Source organism: Escherichia sp. WS1451, from assembly GCF_046487365.1.
GTDB lineage: Bacteria > Pseudomonadota > Gammaproteobacteria > Enterobacterales > Enterobacteriaceae > Escherichia > Escherichia coli.
In genome coordinates this window covers 119,888-137,005 of sequence record NZ_JBJQJP010000013.1, presented here as the reverse complement: position 1 = coordinate 137,005, position 17,118 = coordinate 119,888, and the positions used below count along the sequence as shown (strand labels likewise).

The window sequence follows — 17,118 nt, the reverse complement described above, 5'->3', positions numbered from 1 at the left end:
TACAACAGCAGAAGAATTAGCCTGAAATTAAAAGGTCTGACTCCAATTGAATATCGGAATCAGACCTATATGCCTCGTGTTTAACTGTCCAACTTTCTGGGGTCAGTACAAACCGAGGCCAACGAATGAACCAAGCAATTCAGATGTTAGCCTCTTACCCGCCATCCGGCAAGGAGAAAGGCTATGAAGCGCAACCCTCTGGTGGTGTGTCTGCTCATTATCTGCATTACGATTCTGACATTCACACTCCTGACCCGACAAACGCTCTACGAACTGCGGTTCCGGGACGGTGATAAGGAGGTTGCTGCGCTCATGGCCTGCACGTCCAGGTAAGGGCAAGCGCGGGTATTTTCCCCGCGCATCTGACTAGCAGATTCATTTTCTCATGGCACCCCTTTTACACTTCAGTTAGTGCATGTTTTTTTCGATGCACTAATAGAACCATCATTACAGACAAATTTGCCGCCTGCCGTACAGTGTGAGATCCCCCCTTTCGAACCAGAACAGGGTTTGCGCCCGGCATCGGCATAAAAGGAAACAAGCGCTCCTATAACCAAGATAAGTGCCAGTTTTTTCATATAACCTCCATGGTTTATCGAATCTTATGTTCGATTTGAACGTTATACGCTGGTTTATTTTGATACCGTTGATGAGATCAAAGATCGGGTGAATTGATTAAAGATAAGCCAGATGGACGTATGGACCAGGATTATGGTTTTATTTGTCATAAAAATAAATATAATAGGCGCTTCCGATGTAGACCCGTATTCTTCGCCTGTACCACGGGTCGGTTTTAGTACAGGCGTTTTCTTTAAATATCCTTCAGGAACGTTTACGCGGCATCATGCGTAGAAGTGTGTTGTCCTTCCAGAAATAGTGGTGTGCCAGTGCAGCCGCAGCGTGCAACCCGATGACAAAGTATCCCAGATTCGCCAGCGTTTCATGCCACGACTTTAAGCTATCAACCCGTTCGAAATTGGCCTCTGATGCATAAGGCATCGTCATACCAAACGCAAACCACGGGTTACCCCGGTTATACATCATCACCAAACCAATCACTGGCAGCGCAATAAACAGGAGATAGATCACCAAATGTCCCAAATGCGCCAGTCCCGTCATCATCGGTTTTGGCTTAGGTATAATCGGCGGGGTTGGGTATTTCAGCCTTAACAAAAGACGAACCACCATCAGTACGAGAATTGAGATGCCACAGGAAACATGAATCATGTTGATGAGGGGCCGATCGCTACGTGGGAAGAAACCACGAAACTCCATTGCGCAATACGCTACGATAACCAGCAAAAAGACCAGCCAGTGAATGCTGATTTGTAACCTTGAGTATTTATTTCCCATAACATTTCCTGCTTTAACATAATTTGCCGTTAACATAACGGGCTTTTCTTAAAATTTCATTAAATATTGTTCACCCGTTTTCAGTACGTTACGTTTCACTGCAAGAATGTAGATTGCCCATCCCGCCATCCTGGTCTAAGCCTGGAAAGGATCAATTTTCATCCGAACGTTCCTGACAGGAGAAGACCATGAGTAAAGTTGGTATTAACGGTTTTGGTCGTATCGGTCGACTGGTGTTGCGTCGATTACTTGAAGTCAAAAGCAACATAGACATTGTCGCTATTAATGATCTCACTTCCCCAAAAATTCTCGCCTACCTGCTGAAACATGATTCAAACTACGGACCGTTCCCCTGGAGCGTTGATTTTACGGAAGATTCACTTATCGTTGATGGGAAAAGTATCGCGGTTTACGCCGAAAAAGAGGCTAAAAATATTCCGTGGAAAGCGAAAGGCGCAGAAATCATTGTCGAATGTACTGGCTTTTATACCTCCGCCGAGAAATCTCAGGCGCATCTCGATGCTGGCGCGAAGAAGGTGTTGATTTCCGCCCCTGCCGGTGAAATGAAAACTATCGTTTATAACGTCAATGACGACACTCTGGATGGCAACGACACCATTGTTTCCGTGGCATCCTGTACCACTAACTGTCTTGCTCCGATGGCAAAAGCCTTGCATGACAGTTTCGGGATAGAAGTCGGCACGATGACGACCATTCATGCCTATACCGGCACCCAGTCACTGGTGGATGGTCCGCGTGGGAAGGATTTACGAGCTTCACGTGCAGCGGCAGAAAATATCATTCCCCACACTACGGGGGCGGCAAAAGCCATTGGTCTGGTGATCCCGGAACTGAGCGGTAAACTGAAAGGTCATGCGCAACGCGTGCCAGTGAAAACAGGTTCAGTGATCGAGCTGGTGTCTATCCTGGGGAAAAAAGTGACTGCTGAAGAGGTGAATAACGCACTTAAAAAAGCAACAACCGATAACGAATCGTTTGGTTATACCGACGAAGAAATTGTCTCTTCCGATATCATTGGCAGCCATTTCGGTTCGGTGTTTGATGCGACCCAAACGGAAATCACCGCAGTGGGCGATTTACAACTGGTGAAGACCGTCGCCTGGTACGATAACGAGTATGGTTTCGTCACTCAACTCATTCGTACCCTGGAAAAATTCGCCAAACTCTGACCAGCACAGGCGGAGGAAAAACCTCCGCCTCTTTCATTCATTACGACTGTAAATAAACCACCTGGGTCTGCAGGTATTCATGCAAGCCATGTTTGCCATCTGCGCCGCCAATACCGGATTTACGCCATCCGGCGTGGAAGCCTTGCATAGCTTCGAAGTTTTCACGGTTGATGTAAGTTTCACCAAACTTCAGCCCTTTAATGGCTTTCATCGCGACGTTCAGATTTTGGGTATAGATTGATGAGGTCAGGCCGTAATCACTATCATTCGCCATTGAGATAGCCTCTTCCAGCGTGTCAAATGCGACCACCGGCAGAACCGGGCCAAAGGTTTCCTCATGCATAATCGACATTTCCTGGCGAACATCCAGCAGCAATGTCGGCGGATAATAATATCCTTTCCCCTCTACTGCCTTGCCCCCCAACGCCACTCTCGCCCCTTCTTCTACTGCGCGCGCCACTTTTTGCTCGACCCTTTCCAGCGCCGCGGCGTTAATCAACGGCCCCATCGCAATGTCGTTGCGTTCAGCGGGGTTACCAAATTGAACCGCTTGCATCGCTTCACCCAACCGATTGACAAACTGATCATAAATGCCTTTCTGTACATAAACACGTTCTGCACAGTTACACACTTGCCCACTATTAATGACGCGTGAATCAACGATGGCTTTGACTGCCAGTTCAAGATCGGCATCGTCCATTACGATAGCCGGTGCTTTACCCCCCAATTCCAGGCACACTTTGGTGATGTTTTTCGCCGCAGTCGCCATAATCTTTTCACCTGCAGAGACGCTGCCTGTCATACTGACCATTGCGACCTTTGGGTTACCCGCCAGTTCTTGCCCAACGGTTTCACCACGCCCGAGTACAAGGTTAAACACGCCGCGCGGAAGGCCTATTTCATCAACGATTTTGGCGAATGCAATCGCATTGTTTGGCGTAAATTCACTGGGTTTAATGACGATGGAATTACCGGTCAAAAGAGCGGGAGCCATTTTGCGGGCAATGAGGAAGAACGGAAAGTTCCACGGCAGAATGCCGGTAGTCACGCCAAGCGCACGTTTAAACAGAAGGATATTTTCTCTGAATAATCTCGCCCTCGAAACGCCGTGCCCACTCCGCCATATAATCGATATAGTCCGCAGTAAAAGCCACTTCGACTTCAGCCAACTGCTGGATCTTGCCCCCTTCTTCGACAATCAGCGCACTGATTTCAGCGGCACGTTCCCGGATCCCGGCGGAGATTTTGCGCAACCAACTGGCGCGTTCAATAGCAGGCAACGCTTCCCATTCTGGTTGTGCACGTTCTGCTGCATCGATTGCCTTACGGGCATCCTCGGCCTGACCATCGGGAATGCGGGAAATGACCGCCTCTGTAGCAGGGTTTACCACATCAATCCATGCGTCTCCACGCCAGGTAACAAACTGTCCATCAATATACATAGGATGTTGAACGGGTACTGACATGAGCGACTCCTGTGATTTATATGTTTGTTTTTGGTAAATACATTGTTAATTAACATCAATCATCAGAGAGACGGCATCATGAAAGGACAATTCTGTGAAGGGCTTCATAAAAACAAGTGTAAAAGGAATAAGAGGCAGAAATAAAAGGCAGGAGTTATGCCCGTTTGCAAACAAGTGGTTCACAAACGGGCAATTTTTAACGTAACGAGCGACTTTCCATCGCCTCGATGAGCACCGCATCGTGTTTCAGCGTTTGCCATGCCTGAATGACTTCTGCCGGAAAATCAACGTGAACGATAAAATCTCGCCCGCGGGGGCCGTAGCCATCGCTATCATCGCGTAAACGCGGCAGCTCGCCAGTGAGTAGCGATAGATAACGCTCAACCGGCCATAATCCTTGCAACGGATTAACAAAGATTACACTGTCTGCGTTATTTCCTAACTGAGGAACGAATCCGGGATAACTCAACCAGCGTGGTGCATCGGGATTGTCCCCGGTCATACGGCGGAACGTCGCCATCGTGCGCCGCTGCATGGTGGGGTCCTGTACAACGATAGCTGTGTGAACTCGTTCTACGGCCTGATTCAATAGCGCGATGCTAAAGCGTGCGTTTTCACCGCAGTTTGTTGACTGGTCTTCAATCCAGATTTTTTCATGCGGAATGTGCCAGAACTGATGAGCGATATCCGCCAGAATGGTAGCTTCTGCTCTGCCGGTGGTGCGGATAGTGTTGTAGTGCGGATGCTGTGCGATGGCGTTATACAAAAAAGTTGTCGAGTGACCGATACCACCACTAATCAGTAAAGGAATTTGCTGATCGCGAGCAATCTTACATGCCGCGTCGATAGTCGGCATAACCGCATTGCCTGCAAGGATCACGCAATCGGCCTGATACGGCATCTCACCGGAGAAATCATCCTGCGCCAGCCACTGTCCGATAACATTTATGGCATCTATGGTTGCCGGCGAAAGCGTCGGAAACGGGGTAATGTTCATGGTTCCTCCTTATCGTTCCCTTAAGAATACTACGTGAGATAATAGTGAGAAGCGGAGCACTCTGAAAGGAGGAAGTCGTATTTCCTTAACCGCCACTCCGCAAGCCTGACATATCTTTTAAGGAAATGCTGTAGATAAACATTATTCATCTTGCAGCAGAGAATTGTATTTTTCAGAATTCCCGAATTTTTGCCCTTACCGTTTTAGAATTAATAAAGAACCCGGCGCTAAATGCTTACCGGGTTTTAGATTTATCAGGCAAATAGCCGCGTTAACCGCTAATCTGCTCCATCGCCTGCAAAATACGCTTATCTGAAATCGGATAAGGTGTACCGAGTTGTTGGGCAAAATAGCTGACGCGCAGCTCTTCTATCATCCAGCGTATTTCTTTCACGTCTTCATCCTCACGACGTGCAGGCGGTAGTTTGTTGAACCATTGCTGCCACGCCTGCTGGACGTTTTCGACTTTCAGCATCTGAGCACGGTCACGATGCGGATCAACCGCCAGTTTTTCCAGTCGTTTTTCAATCGCCTGCAAATAACGCAGCGTGTCGCCCAACCGTTTGAAGCCGTTACCAGTCACAAAACCGCGATACACCAGCCCGCCCATCTGCGCTTTAATGTCAGAAAGCCCCAGCGCCATGGTCATATCCACCCGCCCTTTCAGACGTTTGTTGATATTGAACACTGCCGTAAGAATTTGCTCGACCTGCTTCGCAATATCCACCACCGTGTCGTTCAGTTCGGCACGCACTTTCTCATGCAGCGCAGCAAAGCCTTCTTCCGTCCAGACCGGGCCACCATTGGCGTCGATCAGTTGATCCACCCCGCAGGAGATACAGTCGTCGATCAGCTCCAGCACTTTGCCATACGGGTTAAAGTACAGCCCCAGCTTGGCTTTGTTCGGTAACTTTTCATGCAAATACTTGATCGGCGATGGAATATTCAGCAGCAGTAGACGGCGAAGACCGTTCCACATTGCCTGCTTTTGTTCCAGCGGATTATCAAACAGTTTGATCGCCACGCTGTCGCGTTCATCCACCAGCGCTGGCCACGCCTTCACTTTGTAGTTGCCACGCTTCTGTTCGTAGCTTTCCGGCAGCTGACCAAAACTCCAGATATGTAAGCCGCTCTGCTCGATACCGTCATCCGCCACCGCAGACAGCGTTTCCTGCACTTTGCCTTTCAGCGCATCTTTCAGATCTTGTAGAGAGCGCCCTTCTTTTAGCTTCTTGTTTTTGTCATCCACCACACGGAAGGTGATTTTCAGGTGATCGGGCACCTGATCCCAGTGCCAGTCTTCGCGGTCAACGGTAACACCGGTCATCCGCCGTAACTCGCGCTCAAGGCTGTCGAGCAACGGTAACTCCAGCGGTGTGACGCGGCCTAAAAACGCTTCGGCGTAGTTTGGTGCAGGCACAAAATTACGGCGTACCGGTTTCGGCAACGATTTAATCAGTGCGATGATCAGTTCACGACGCAGGCCGGGGATTTGCCATTCAAACCCGCTCTCTTCTACCTGATTAAGCAGCGGCAGCGGGATATGCACAGTCACACCGTCAGCATCCGCGCCGGGCTCAAACTGATAGCTCAAACGCAGCTTGAGATTGCCCTGATGCCAGAAGTTCGGATAATCCAGCTTGCTGATTTTTTCCGCCCCTTCTTTGATCAACATGCTCTTTTCAAAGTTGAGCAAATCAGGCGTTTCGCGGCTGACTTTTTTCCACCAGCTGTCGAAGTGACGAGCGGAGATTACATCGTGGCTGATGCGCTGGTCGTAGAACTCAAACAACGTTTCGTCATCAACCAGAATATCGCGGCGACGTGATTTGTGTTCCAGCTCTTCCACTTCGGCCCGCAGTTTCAGGTTTTCACGGAAGAATGCGTGACGCGTCTGCCAGTCACCTTCCACCAGAGCGTGGCGAATAAAGAGTTCACGACATAACGCCGGATCGATCTGGCTGTAGTTGACCTTGCGCGCAGCAACAATCGGCAAACCATAAACAGTGACTTTTTCCGTTGCCATCACCGCGCCCTGCGCCCGTTCCCAGTGCGGTTCGCTGTAGGTGCGTTTAATCAAATGCTGAGCAACGGGTTCTACCCATTCAGGGTCGATACGCGCAGCAATACGCCCCCACAGGCGGCTGGTTTCTACCAGTTCCGCCACCATTACCCATTTCGGCGGCTTTTTAAATAAGCCGGAACCGGGGAAAATGGAGAAACGCGCGTTACGTGCGCCGGTATATTCTTGTTTATCGGCATCTTTCATGCCGATATGGGAAAGTAAACCCGTCAGCAACGCAATGTGAATTTCACGATACTCCGCCGGTTCGCTGTTAACCGGAATGCCAAGTTCTTTCACCACCTGGCGCAACTGGGTGTAGATATCCTGCCATTCGCGCACGCGCAGATAGTTGAGATAATCGGTACGACACAGGCGACGGAAGGCGTTGGAAGAAAGCGCCTTTTGCTGCTCGCCAAGATAATTCCACAGATTTACAAACGCGAGGAAGTCGGATTCTTTGTCGTGGAAGCGACGATGTTTTTCGTCCGATGCCTGCTGTTTATCCATCGGACGCTCGCGCGGATCCTGAATGGAGAGCGCGGACGTGATAATCATCGCCTCACGCACGCAGCCATGTTTTTGCGCTTCCAGCACCATACGCGCCAGACGTGGGTCGACAGGCAACTGCGAGAGCTGGCGACCGAGCGGCGTCAGTTTATAGGCGCTGGCCTGTTCATCCGTGGTGATCGCGCCCAGTTCTTCGAGCAGACGCACGCCATCCTGGATATTGCGTTTATCCGGTGCTTCAACAAACGGGAACGCAGCGATATCGCCCAGCCCCAGCGCAGTCATCTGCAAAATAACCGAGGCCAGGTTGGTACGCAGAATCTCCGGATCGGTAAATTCCGGGCGCGAAAGGAAATCGTCTTCGGAATAGAGACGAATACAGATCCCTTCGGACACACGACCACAGCGGCCTTTACGCTGATTGGCAGACGCCTGCGAAATGGGTTCAATCGGCAAACGCTGCACTTTGGTGCGATAGCTGTAGCGGCTGATACGCGCTGTACCGGGGTCGATAACGTATTTAATACCCGGTACGGTCAGCGAGGTTTCCGCGACGTTGGTCGCCAGCACAATGCGCCGTCCACTGTGCGACTGGAAGACGCGGTTCTGTTCGCTGTTCGAAAGCCGCGCATAAAGCGGCAAGATTTCGGTATGCCGCAGATTTAGCTTGTTCAGCGCATCGGCGGTATCGCGAATTTCCCGCTCACCGCTCATAAAGATCAGAATGTCGCCAGGGCTTTCCTGGCTCAGTTCGTCTACGGCGTCAAAAATCGCCTGCAACTGATCGCGCTCGGTGTCATCAGCTTCTTCAACGATCGGGCGATAGCGCACTTCCACCGGATAGGTCCGACCGGAGACTTCGATAATCGGCGCATTATTAAAGTGGCGCGAAAAGCGTTCCGGGTCGATAGTCGCGGAAGTAATAATGATTTTTAGGTCAGGACGCCGCGGCAGCAACTCTTTCAAATAGCCGAGCAGAAAATCGATATTCAGGCTGCGTTCGTGCGCTTCGTCAATAATGATGGTGTCGTACTGCATCAGCAGGCGGTCTTGCTGGATCTCTGCCAGCAGGATACCGTCGGTCATCAGCTTGACCATCGTGTTATCACTTACGTGATCGCTGAAACGCACTTTGTAACCGATGCAACCGCCCGGCTCCGTTTTCAGCTCTTCCGCAATACGGTTAGCCACCGTTCGTGCCGCCAGGCGACGCGGTTGGGTATGACCGATCAGCCCTTTAATACCGCGCCCCAGCTCCATACAGATTTTCGGTAGCTGAGTCGTTTTACCGGAACCGGTTTCCCCGGCGACGATCACCACCTGGTGATCACGAATCGCGTCGAGAATGTCCTGCTTTTTCTGACTAACCGGCAAATTGTCGGGATAAGTGATTTCCGGTCGTGCCGCTTCACGCAGCAGTACTTTCCCTGCCGCCTGGTCAATCTCTTTCGCCATCTCCTGGAAAATGGCCTGTTGTGCATCAGGATTTTTAACCTTCTTAACACCGTGCAGACGGCGAGAAAAACGCTGTCTGTCGCGCAGCATCAGCGAATCCAGCCGCTGCTGCAAGGCCGTAAAGGTCAATTTTTGTTGTTCTGTCATAACGTTAGTGGGCAGTAGGCTGCCTGATTAATTTTCTTTTAAATGATAGATATAGAGTACCACATCGCGGCTTTCTATGCGTTGTTCAATAAATTCGAACATAGGCTTCGATTTATTGCGCTATCTCTGTGGCAGGATTGTGAATAAAGTGTCAGCAAGCAACGGGGCATCGCCCATTCAAACATCTATAAGGAAACACCATGAGCAAGGTATTAGTTCTTAAATCCAGCATCCTGGCAGGGTACTCTCAGTCTAATCAGTTGTCCGATTATTTTGTTGAACAATGGCGCGAAAAGCACTCCGCTGATGAAATCACCGTTCGCGACCTGGCTGCAAATCCGATTCCGGTGCTGGATGGCGAACTGGTTGGTGCGCTGCGTCCGAGCGATGCGCCGCTGACTCCGCGTCAGCAGGAAGCGCTGGCGCTTTCCGATGAGCTGATTGCCGAGCTGAAATCCCACGACGTTATCGTTATTGCGGCACCGATGTATAACTTCAACATCTCGACTCAGTTGAAAAACTATTTTGACCTGGTTGCACGTGCAGGCGTTACTTTCCGCTATACCGAGAACGGTCCGGAAGGTCTGGTAACGGGTAAAAAAGCCATCGTGATTACCAGCCGCGGTGGGATCCATAAAGATGGCCCAACGGATCTGGTAACGCCGTATCTGTCCACATTCCTGGGCTTTATCGGCATTACCGATGTGAAATTTGTCTTCGCCGAAGGGATCGCGTACGGCCCGGAAATGGCAGCGAAAGCACAGTCTGACGCGAAAGCAGCCATCGACAGTATTGTTGCTGCATAACCGGACACTATTTTGATGTGGACTGTAGATATTCAGTCCACATCTCAATCCGCTTACCTGTTTTCCCATAATTTCAGCATCGCTTTGTGCTCTTCCTTAAGCACAATCCGCGAGCGTCTGGCTCGAATATAACTAATCGCTTCATCAACGGTTTTACAATGTCCGTAACATAACAGCCATGCCGCCACCACCAGCGCACTGCGCGATAATCCCAACGCGCAATGGACCAGAACGCCGCCTTGCTCTTCGCGTAATGTTTCCAACATCGCCACGGCCTGTCGGAGCTCCCCCTCTTCCGGAACCACCAGATCCAGCATCGGTACACAAAAATAGAGTTGATCTTTTGTGGCTCGTCCGCGAGGGAATTCAAAGGTGACGTCCAGAACCGCATTCTGTGCCGGAATATGTTGTGGAAACGCCCCTAAATAAACACCAGCAGTAATTTTGCTCACTGGCTCAAGGCGAAGACAAAACCAACGCATAGACAGCCACATCCCGATGCGCCATGGCAATGTCAGCCAGTAAACGGCGGGCGGGAGTTTCCCCTGACTATCTTTACCTGTTGTTATCGCGCCAAGCCCACCGTACCCACGGCCAATAATGAATAGCGATAATACTGGCCAACATAACCAGACTGACCACCATAACTGAAGCATTATCATTAGCTCCATCAACACAATGCACGAGCACGCGCCTGCGACATATGGCAGTGCTATTTTGATTCGACGTTGATCAGGTTTCTGATAATTCCAACGACGGTCTACGGGCACCATCCAGTCAATTAACATACCTACCGCCAGCCCCGTGATGACATCAATAAAATGATGCTGCCAGGTCGTCAGCGTCGAAATGGCGATGAGTAAAAACCATCCGCCGCAGACTTTACGCCACCTCACAGCCAGATGCTGACGAAAGTGACGCCAAAGTAGCCAGCAGAGAATAATATGCAGCGAAGGAGACTGGTTATAGGGCAGATCAAACAGTTCAAGTTGCGAAAATAGCCATCCTGTCACCCCACTCACTTCAGGACGGATAAAACTAAACTTCAGCGGATAGAGAAAAAAACCGCAGCAGGCCATTACCGTTGCCAGAATAAGCCGGTGAACCAGACGGCGCTGCTCAAATGTCGAGCTACAAATGAACAGCGAAAATCCATATAAAAGATCCAGACTCCAGTAAGGAACAATAGTCCAGGGAAGAAAAGGGATCGCCGTTTCCCAACCGAATACCTGACTGGGGATATCATGGTTGTTAAGATCCTGAGTCGCGGTGAACTGATTAAGAAATCCATATGTGAAGAAGAAAAACGGGGCCAGCAACAATAACCAGCCAGCTCCTTGTAGCAATACGTTCCGGCGTTCAGTTGTCACGACGCACCGCCATCGAAACCGTAAAAATGCCCCACACATCAATCCGTTGTGTGCATTTATCGAATCCGGCATCATGCACGAGCGAATCCATCTCCCCTTGCGAACGCACGCGCATTACCCACGGTTTACCATCTTTATGACTGGTTAACACCCCGGCAATCAGCTCCAGTTGTGGGTGCCACGGCTGCCCGGTGTAGAGGAGAATGCCCCCCGGATCGATGGCATTGGCAAGACCTGCGAGTGAGTTTTTTACCTGCTCATTTTCGGGAAAAAGCTCATACAGTCCAGAGACAATCGCCAGCGTAGGCCGCGGAGTTAACGCGCTGAGTTCCTCCGGGTTAAACGCATCGCCCTGTTCAAAACGCACCCGCCCAGACATTCCCCGTTGAGCAATCATCTCTTGCCCCTGTGCAACATTTAACTCGCTGTAATCACGTAACAAAATATCGCTTACGGCAGGCTCGTTTGCCAGCGCATCCAGTACATAGCGCCCATGCCCTGCGGCAATGTCAACCACGCGGACGGCTAAACCTTTGGCGTGGAGATCGGCAACGGCTTGTTTAATCAGTATTTGTAAATGGGTTTTGCGCTGGCGAATACCGCGCCAGCCAACACTGTTCAGGTAGATTTTGTCGATTAAGCGCCCGAATGCGTTACTACCTTGCGGTTGATTTTGATAGACATAATCCAGCGAACTGCCTGAATCAAAGCCGGTGCTCATTCCGAGATGCAGGCCCGCAGAGTGCGTCCCGAACAATTTCATCGCTTTACGCATAAAGCGATACGCCAAATCAACCGGCGATAATGGCACGGGTCCACCTGAAAGTAGCCGCCATCGATCCGCTGATGGTCCTGTGCAGCCTTCATGCTGATAATCAAATTTTTGTGACTTGTTAGCATATAAATGACTAATAAAGCTTTGCATTTTTTCAAATACCAGCGCCCTGTTCTCTTCACCCAACGTGTCGTGATAAAAGCCTGGCAGCAGATACAGCTCTTTGAGAGGGCTACGTAAACGCTGATAAAAATCAATCTGCGGTTGGCGATGCACCACATAGTCATCGCCTGATATCAGAAGTTGCGTGGGGAGCGTAATCGCCGCCGCATCGCTAACAATACGTTCAGACGTTTTATAGAGATCGAGCAAGATATTGACGGCAATCGCCCGTGTGATCAGCGGATCATTATTGAAACTTGCCACCCGTTGCCGATCGTGGGTCAAATAGCGTCCTTTCACATAGGAATTAATAAAAAACAGACCACGCAGACGATGCCATAACGCCAGCGCAGGACGTGCCAGCGGCACATACAATTTAACCTTAAAGGCCGGAGAAGCCAGCACCAGCCCGCGAATAGCAGGCGCATAATCATGAACCCATGTAGCAACCATCACTGCGCCGACGCTTTGCGCGATCACAACCACCTCTTCCAGTCCGACCTGGCTGTCGCTGGCAGCAAAACGGACAAATTCATCGACATCCTGCACTGAACGCGCAAGAGATGGGCTATAACCACGCGGCCCTGACGTTTGTCCATGCCCTCGGGCATCCCATGCATAAAAAGCAGTATCTGGCATCGCCAGTTCATCAACGAGATGTTGTAGACGCCCGGAATGTTCTTGACCGCGATGAAATAAGACGATGACCTTTTTCGCCCCGGGCTGTAAAGCGGGCCAGTGCCGATAAAACAACGCTGTATTATCACTGGTAGTAAAAAAATATTCCCCAGGGATGCGTGGATTTTCCATTTTCTCTATTTTCCTTCAGTAACAGCAGTAGCGAATAAAATAAAAAAATACCGGGGCAGTGAAAATTAATGAGTCAATCCTGTCAAGGAGTCCGCCATGTCCTGGTAATAGTTTTCCGCTATCTTTAACACCAACATCTCGTTTGATGGCTGACATCACTACATCGCCGCAAAAACCACTAATACCAATTAACAAACCCGCTAATAATGCCTGTAATGTATTTAGCGGTGTCAGCAACGGTCCAATAATCAGTGACGCAATCATGGTGGTGATGACGCCCCCCACCAGACCTTCCAGCGTTTTTCCCGGGCTGACTTTGGGGACCACTTTTCTTCTGCCGCAGGATTTCCCCCATAAATACTGTGCAATATCGTTTGACTCGGTTAATGCCAAAAGAAATAACACCAGTAACGCCTCGCCCTGGATATTTATGGTTGGCAACATTAACAACCAGGCGGCATGACTCAAGGCGAAAACGGTCATTATCCAGCCCCAAAAAATGGCGCTCACTGTATGCAGAAAACCGGAGGGGTCACCCACAAAAACTCGCCAGGTGGCTAATATCAGAAACCCAGCCAAAGGTATAAATAACAGAAACAGCTCAAAGTAATTAAAACCGATAAGCAAATAGTTAAGAGGAATACCCCAATATAACCAACGCGGAAAATGTACAGATATAAGCGTACAATATTCTTTCAATGCCAGAAAACTTATCAGCGCAAAAAACGTCAACGTCATCCAGCGTGGACCTGAAATCACCATTGAAAAACAAATGACGATGCCCCACCAGGTACGAATACGTAATGTAACCTCACCCCCTTTTCTCTCCGGTAACCGCCATATCAGAAAACGGTTTATCAGCGTTGCTAAAATTAACAACGCGAAAAGTGTTGCCAGAGATTTTTCCAGCATTATCTTTCAGCACTCATAAAAAGCACACTTCGACAACGATTAATCGCAGTCCAGATAAGCAGAATTGAAGCAATGCCCCATAAAAGATTATTCCATTGCATCCACTGTGGATAAATGGCAACGGCTAGCCCCCACAGACCAAATATTAACGCGCGATCGCTTTTGCCAAATGGACCGGCATAACTGCGAATACCGTTAATCGTCTGCGCGAGTAAACCACAAAACTCAGTCAATATGGTGCAAAATAACATGATTATTACGAGTGATGCGTTACTTTCCGGTAAAAATAAAAACGGTAAATAGAGCGCAATATCGGAAATAACATCGCCAGTTTCATTCAAAATCTCCCCCAGACGTGTTTGCTGATTGCACTCACGCGCCAACATGCCATCCAGCGCATTGAGCGCCATACGGATAAAAAGCACGATAGGCAATAGCAAAAAGAGGATGGGTTGTGCCACCAACATCAACAGCAATCCGGTAAGAAGAGAAAGCGCCAGTGCAGCAAGAGTGATGTGATTCGCTGTAACGTGGTGCTTATAAAGCCAAAACATCGTCGGCCTTAACAGCGACTGAAAGAGCGGTTTTATCTGGTAGAGCGTCATTATCAATCCTTGATAATTCGGTTTGCGCTATGGTGCATCAATTCCCCTGACGGAGATATCGCAACACGCCGCTTCATTAAAAATTCAGAATATATCAAGGTATTGGGGACTCACTGTCAGGAATGATTATCCCCAATTAATCAAAGGGTTAAAAAATATTACGCTGTTATTCAATACAACTCATCAAGTTTTCTCATCGCTTGTTCCCGTATTGCGCGCGTCTTACCATTAAGCGCCAGCTGGCGGACTAAATCCAGTTCAGGTTTAACAAGCTCTAACGCCAGCAAAGGATCACGTTTCAGCCTCGCCTTCAATACATCAACTGGGAAACGGGGATTATTCATCGCCATAATCCACCACTCGGGATCAATTTCTGCCGCCAGTGCCGCAGACGGTGTATGGCGATTGTTAAGTGCGCCGAACTTGAAAAATGTAAGATTGCTTTTCGCCAGCGTACTCCACCATATACGATCCGGTTGTTTTGCCAGTTTATCCAGTTGCGCTAACGCATCGGGGTCAAGTGCATAATAAACACGTAACGCTTCGTTAACCTGCGCACGAGAGCTGTTTTCCTGCCTCAGAAAAAACTTCGCCCAAATATCATTGCGTGGCATATTTTGCTGTAATTCCTTGAGGACAACAGCGGGTAAATTATCCCAACTAACTAATGCACTCTCTAAAAAGTCCCAGCCTTCCGAACGTATCAGAGAGGTGGCATTTAATAGCATCTGGTCATCAACTTCACCGTGGCTAATCAGCTCAGACAAAATCATATCAGCGCTGGTTTCATATGCTGCAGAATCTGCTTTCGGATTATTTTTTCGATGCGATAAAGCGCGATGCCAAATTTTTTGTTTCATCGCCGTACTCAGATACTGATTTTTCGCCAGATTACTCCACCCTGCAGGATCGTTGAAACGTGTCAATAACCGTTGTAAAGCAGCGTCAGAGTGAATTATCTGCATATCCCGACAGCAAAAATAGGCAGGAAATTTTTTCTCCATCTTTTTAACAAAATTAAACTGTAAGTTATCTGGCAATGCTAAAAATAACACACGTATTAGATCATCGTCATTCTCGAATTTTTGGTGTAAATATACTGCTATTTTGTCACTCTCTTGTGGCGTCATCCGCAACAATTGACCATGGTGTTTAATCTCTGCCAGCTTGAACGCTAAGTTTGTGACAACATCGTTTGATGAATCGTTCGCCAACTGCATTGCCTGATTGTAGGTGAGTTGTCCTCCAGCACCGACCTGACGAATAGAGGAATCATCACTGCGGATATAGCCATCAATAATGGATTCGGGCAATAACCACGCATCTTTATAAAGCTCCTGAATGATCATATCCCAATCTCTTTTCGCCAGAGTCATGACGATATCCAGAGGGAGATTTTCACGTAGCGCAAGATTCAACGGACCGGCACCATCAGGTAGACGACTCATTCGCGTCATTATTTCGACAGCGAGCGGTTCACGGTTGAGCAAACCCAGAACAACAGGCTGGTAACCCAATTGCTGATCGGTCAACTCCAGAATCTCATTGTCAGGCATATATCTCGCCATACTTTCAATCGTTTGTTCATCATTGCTATTAATAAGTTGTTTGCGTAGGTTAACTGAAATTCCTTTAAGCCTTGGGAGAGTTCGCATTATGGCAAGATCAAATGTCGCAATGTCTCGTCCTTCAAATGCAGCAACGTTGCCTTCATCCAGCATTTGCAATTCCTGCACTAATTCAGGAGAAGGCTTAGGGCGAAACAGCGCTTCTTTTTTCATCTGATTACAGACATTCCCTGCCATGCGAATATTGCTTCGCTTAAAAATTTCTTTCAGAGCATCTTCATCATTTATTAGGCCCCAATAATATGCATCAGGATTTATTATCGTTAGCGCTTTTTTGACATTTTCAGTGTCATTTTTGTCTCCCGCTCGGACCATGAATTCACTATTTGTCGAAGACACAACAACAGGTGCAATTATGTCATTGATAAATATCCCGCGCGCATTAATACTCCCCTTAATCGTAGACGGATTATAGTAATATGAGTCGATAAATACCAGTCCACTTGCATTTATCGAACCGGTAATTAACAGTGGTGAATCCGTAACTATATTCGTTGCCGTCACATCACCGAGAATAACCCATGGATTAGAAAGAGAGAAAGTGGAAATATTTCCTTTGACTGTCAAATTGCCAAGAACAATCAATTTTTCATTACTCTCTATATTACCTTCCACCACTAAATTGCCACGATGCACTTTCCAGTCCGGTGCAGATAAACCGACGGGGACAAGATTCACGCTACTATTGATAGCTTGTTCAATTTGCTGTTTATCTTCAGCGGTAGCCGCAGAAAAAAATGGTTCAATATCAACTGCATTTGCAACACATCGAAGTTCCGCCTGTACTGGAAGACTCAGGATAAACAGGGGAAGTAAACCTATCCAGCTGCAAATCCTGGGCTTAAACATATGCACTCCATGCCATTAAAA

At 48.6% G+C, this 17,118-nt stretch carries 14 protein-coding genes and 1 pseudogene; 4 read left to right on the top strand and 11 right to left on the bottom strand.

The window, feature by feature from the left end:
* Both ACJHX7_RS17255 and hokB read left to right on the top strand, forming a co-directional pair.
* Nucleotides 1-84, top strand: an 84-nt coding sequence (locus tag ACJHX7_RS17255; protein ID WP_088551278.1) for an IS3 family transposase, incomplete at its 5' end; no start/stop codon positions are given.
* A 99-nt stretch (nucleotides 85-183) separates the two neighbouring features.
* Nucleotides 184-333, top strand: a complete 150-nt coding sequence (gene hokB, locus ACJHX7_RS17250) for a type I toxin-antitoxin system toxin HokB (protein WP_001309484.1) — start codon at nucleotides 184-186, stop codon at nucleotides 331-333.
* On the opposite strand, the gene yncP is transcribed toward hokB, so the two are convergent.
* The 3 genes from yncP to cybB all read right to left on the bottom strand — a co-directional run bounded on the left by yncP (nucleotide 311) and on the right by cybB (nucleotide 1,353).
* Nucleotides 311-379 carry a hypothetical protein gene (gene yncP, locus ACJHX7_RS17245; RefSeq protein WP_212591405.1) on the bottom strand — a complete coding sequence of 23 codons (69 nt, stop codon included), beginning with the start codon at nucleotides 377-379 and terminating at the stop codon, nucleotides 311-313. The genes hokB and yncP overlap by 23 nt on opposite strands.
* A gap of 25 nt (nucleotides 380-404) precedes the next feature.
* Nucleotides 405-578 (bottom strand): hypothetical protein, encoded by a 174-nt coding sequence (locus ACJHX7_RS17240; protein ID WP_000731851.1) that lies wholly within the window; start codon nucleotides 576-578, stop codon nucleotides 405-407.
* Nucleotides 579-822: 244 nt separating this feature from the next.
* Nucleotides 823-1,353, bottom strand: coding sequence for a cytochrome b561 (gene cybB / locus ACJHX7_RS17235; protein ID WP_001317803.1), 531 nt, complete (start codon nucleotides 1,351-1,353; stop codon nucleotides 823-825).
* 188 nt (nucleotides 1,354-1,541) lie between these two features.
* Here cybB and gap point away from each other — a divergent pair, with 188 nt between their 5' ends.
* Complete coding sequence (gap, locus tag ACJHX7_RS17230) at nucleotides 1,542-2,543, top strand: type I glyceraldehyde-3-phosphate dehydrogenase (protein WP_094030096.1); 1,002 nt, start codon at nucleotides 1,542-1,544, stop codon at nucleotides 2,541-2,543.
* 40 nt (nucleotides 2,544-2,583) lie between these two features.
* Here the strand turns inward: gap and aldA are convergent.
* The 3 genes and pseudogenes from aldA to hrpA form a co-directional block, all read right to left on the bottom strand.
* Nucleotides 2,584-4,009 (bottom strand): annotated as a pseudogene (aldA, locus tag ACJHX7_RS17225) (aldehyde dehydrogenase).
* Between the two features lie 196 nt (nucleotides 4,010-4,205).
* A complete protein-coding gene (gene ydcF / locus ACJHX7_RS17220) occupies nucleotides 4,206-5,006 on the bottom strand; it encodes a DUF218 domain-containing protein YdcF (RefSeq protein WP_094030098.1) in 801 nt (266 codons plus the stop codon).
* Nucleotides 5,007-5,277: 271 nt separating this feature from the next.
* Nucleotides 5,278-9,180, bottom strand: coding sequence for an ATP-dependent RNA helicase HrpA (gene hrpA / locus ACJHX7_RS17215; protein ID WP_094030099.1), 3,903 nt, complete (start codon nucleotides 9,178-9,180; stop codon nucleotides 5,278-5,280).
* 200 nt (nucleotides 9,181-9,380) lie between these two features.
* Here hrpA and azoR point away from each other — a divergent pair, with 200 nt between their 5' ends.
* The gene (gene azoR / locus ACJHX7_RS17210) at nucleotides 9,381-9,986 is read left to right on the top strand and encodes an FMN-dependent NADH-azoreductase (RefSeq protein WP_000048962.1); all 606 of its coding nucleotides are present in this window, start codon (nucleotides 9,381-9,383) and stop codon (nucleotides 9,984-9,986) included.
* 53 nt (nucleotides 9,987-10,039) lie between these two features.
* Here the strand turns inward: azoR and ACJHX7_RS17205 are convergent, their stop codons facing one another.
* The 5 genes from ACJHX7_RS17205 to ACJHX7_RS17185 form a co-directional block, all read right to left on the bottom strand.
* Nucleotides 10,040-11,332, bottom strand: a complete 1,293-nt coding sequence (locus ACJHX7_RS17205; RefSeq protein WP_024179513.1) for a phosphatase PAP2/dual specificity phosphatase family protein — start codon at nucleotides 11,330-11,332, stop codon at nucleotides 10,040-10,042.
* Between the two features lie 13 nt (nucleotides 11,333-11,345).
* Nucleotides 11,346-13,103, bottom strand: coding sequence for a bifunctional alpha/beta hydrolase/class I SAM-dependent methyltransferase (locus tag ACJHX7_RS17200; RefSeq protein WP_410231668.1), 1,758 nt, complete (start codon nucleotides 13,101-13,103; stop codon nucleotides 11,346-11,348).
* 15 nt (nucleotides 13,104-13,118) lie between these two features.
* A complete protein-coding gene (locus ACJHX7_RS17195; RefSeq protein WP_000890921.1) occupies nucleotides 13,119-14,015 on the bottom strand; it encodes a phosphatidate cytidylyltransferase in 897 nt (298 codons plus the stop codon).
* Nucleotides 14,015-14,620, bottom strand: coding sequence for a CDP-alcohol phosphatidyltransferase family protein (locus tag ACJHX7_RS17190; RefSeq protein WP_000177518.1), 606 nt, complete (start codon nucleotides 14,618-14,620; stop codon nucleotides 14,015-14,017). The genes ACJHX7_RS17195 and ACJHX7_RS17190 overlap by 1 nt, the downstream gene beginning before the upstream one ends.
* 170 nt (nucleotides 14,621-14,790) lie before the next feature.
* Entirely contained in the window at nucleotides 14,791-17,097 is a 2,307-nt protein-coding gene (locus tag ACJHX7_RS17185; RefSeq protein ID WP_000476126.1) for a DUF2773 domain-containing bactofilin, read from the bottom strand.
* Between the last annotated feature and the right edge of the window lie 21 nt (nucleotides 17,098-17,118).

What these genes read in the sequence shown, in the direction of transcription:
- ACJHX7_RS17200 (WP_410231668.1), bottom strand. Translation starts at nt 13,103, where the DNA reads ATGGAAAATCCACGCATCCCTGGGGAATATTTTTTTACTACCAGTGAT.
- gap (WP_094030096.1), top strand. Translation starts at nt 1,542, where the DNA reads ATGAGTAAAGTTGGTATTAACGGTTTTGGTCGTATCGGTCGACTGGTG.
- ACJHX7_RS17195 (WP_000890921.1), bottom strand. Translation starts at nt 14,015, where the DNA reads ATGCTGGAAAAATCTCTGGCAACACTTTTCGCGTTGTTAATTTTAGCA.
- ACJHX7_RS17240 (WP_000731851.1), bottom strand. Translation starts at nt 578, where the DNA reads ATGAAAAAACTGGCACTTATCTTGGTTATAGGAGCGCTTGTTTCCTTT.
- hokB (WP_001309484.1), top strand. Translation starts at nt 184, where the DNA reads ATGAAGCGCAACCCTCTGGTGGTGTGTCTGCTCATTATCTGCATTACG.
- azoR (WP_000048962.1), top strand. Translation starts at nt 9,381, where the DNA reads ATGAGCAAGGTATTAGTTCTTAAATCCAGCATCCTGGCAGGGTACTCT.
- ydcF (WP_094030098.1), bottom strand. Translation starts at nt 5,006, where the DNA reads ATGAACATTACCCCGTTTCCGACGCTTTCGCCGGCAACCATAGATGCC.
- cybB (WP_001317803.1), bottom strand. Translation starts at nt 1,353, where the DNA reads ATGGGAAATAAATACTCAAGGTTACAAATCAGCATTCACTGGCTGGTC.
- ACJHX7_RS17190 (WP_000177518.1), bottom strand. Translation starts at nt 14,620, where the DNA reads ATGACGCTCTACCAGATAAAACCGCTCTTTCAGTCGCTGTTAAGGCCG.
- hrpA (WP_094030099.1), bottom strand. Translation starts at nt 9,180, where the DNA reads ATGACAGAACAACAAAAATTGACCTTTACGGCCTTGCAGCAGCGGCTG.
- ACJHX7_RS17185 (WP_000476126.1), bottom strand. Translation starts at nt 17,097, where the DNA reads ATGTTTAAGCCCAGGATTTGCAGCTGGATAGGTTTACTTCCCCTGTTT.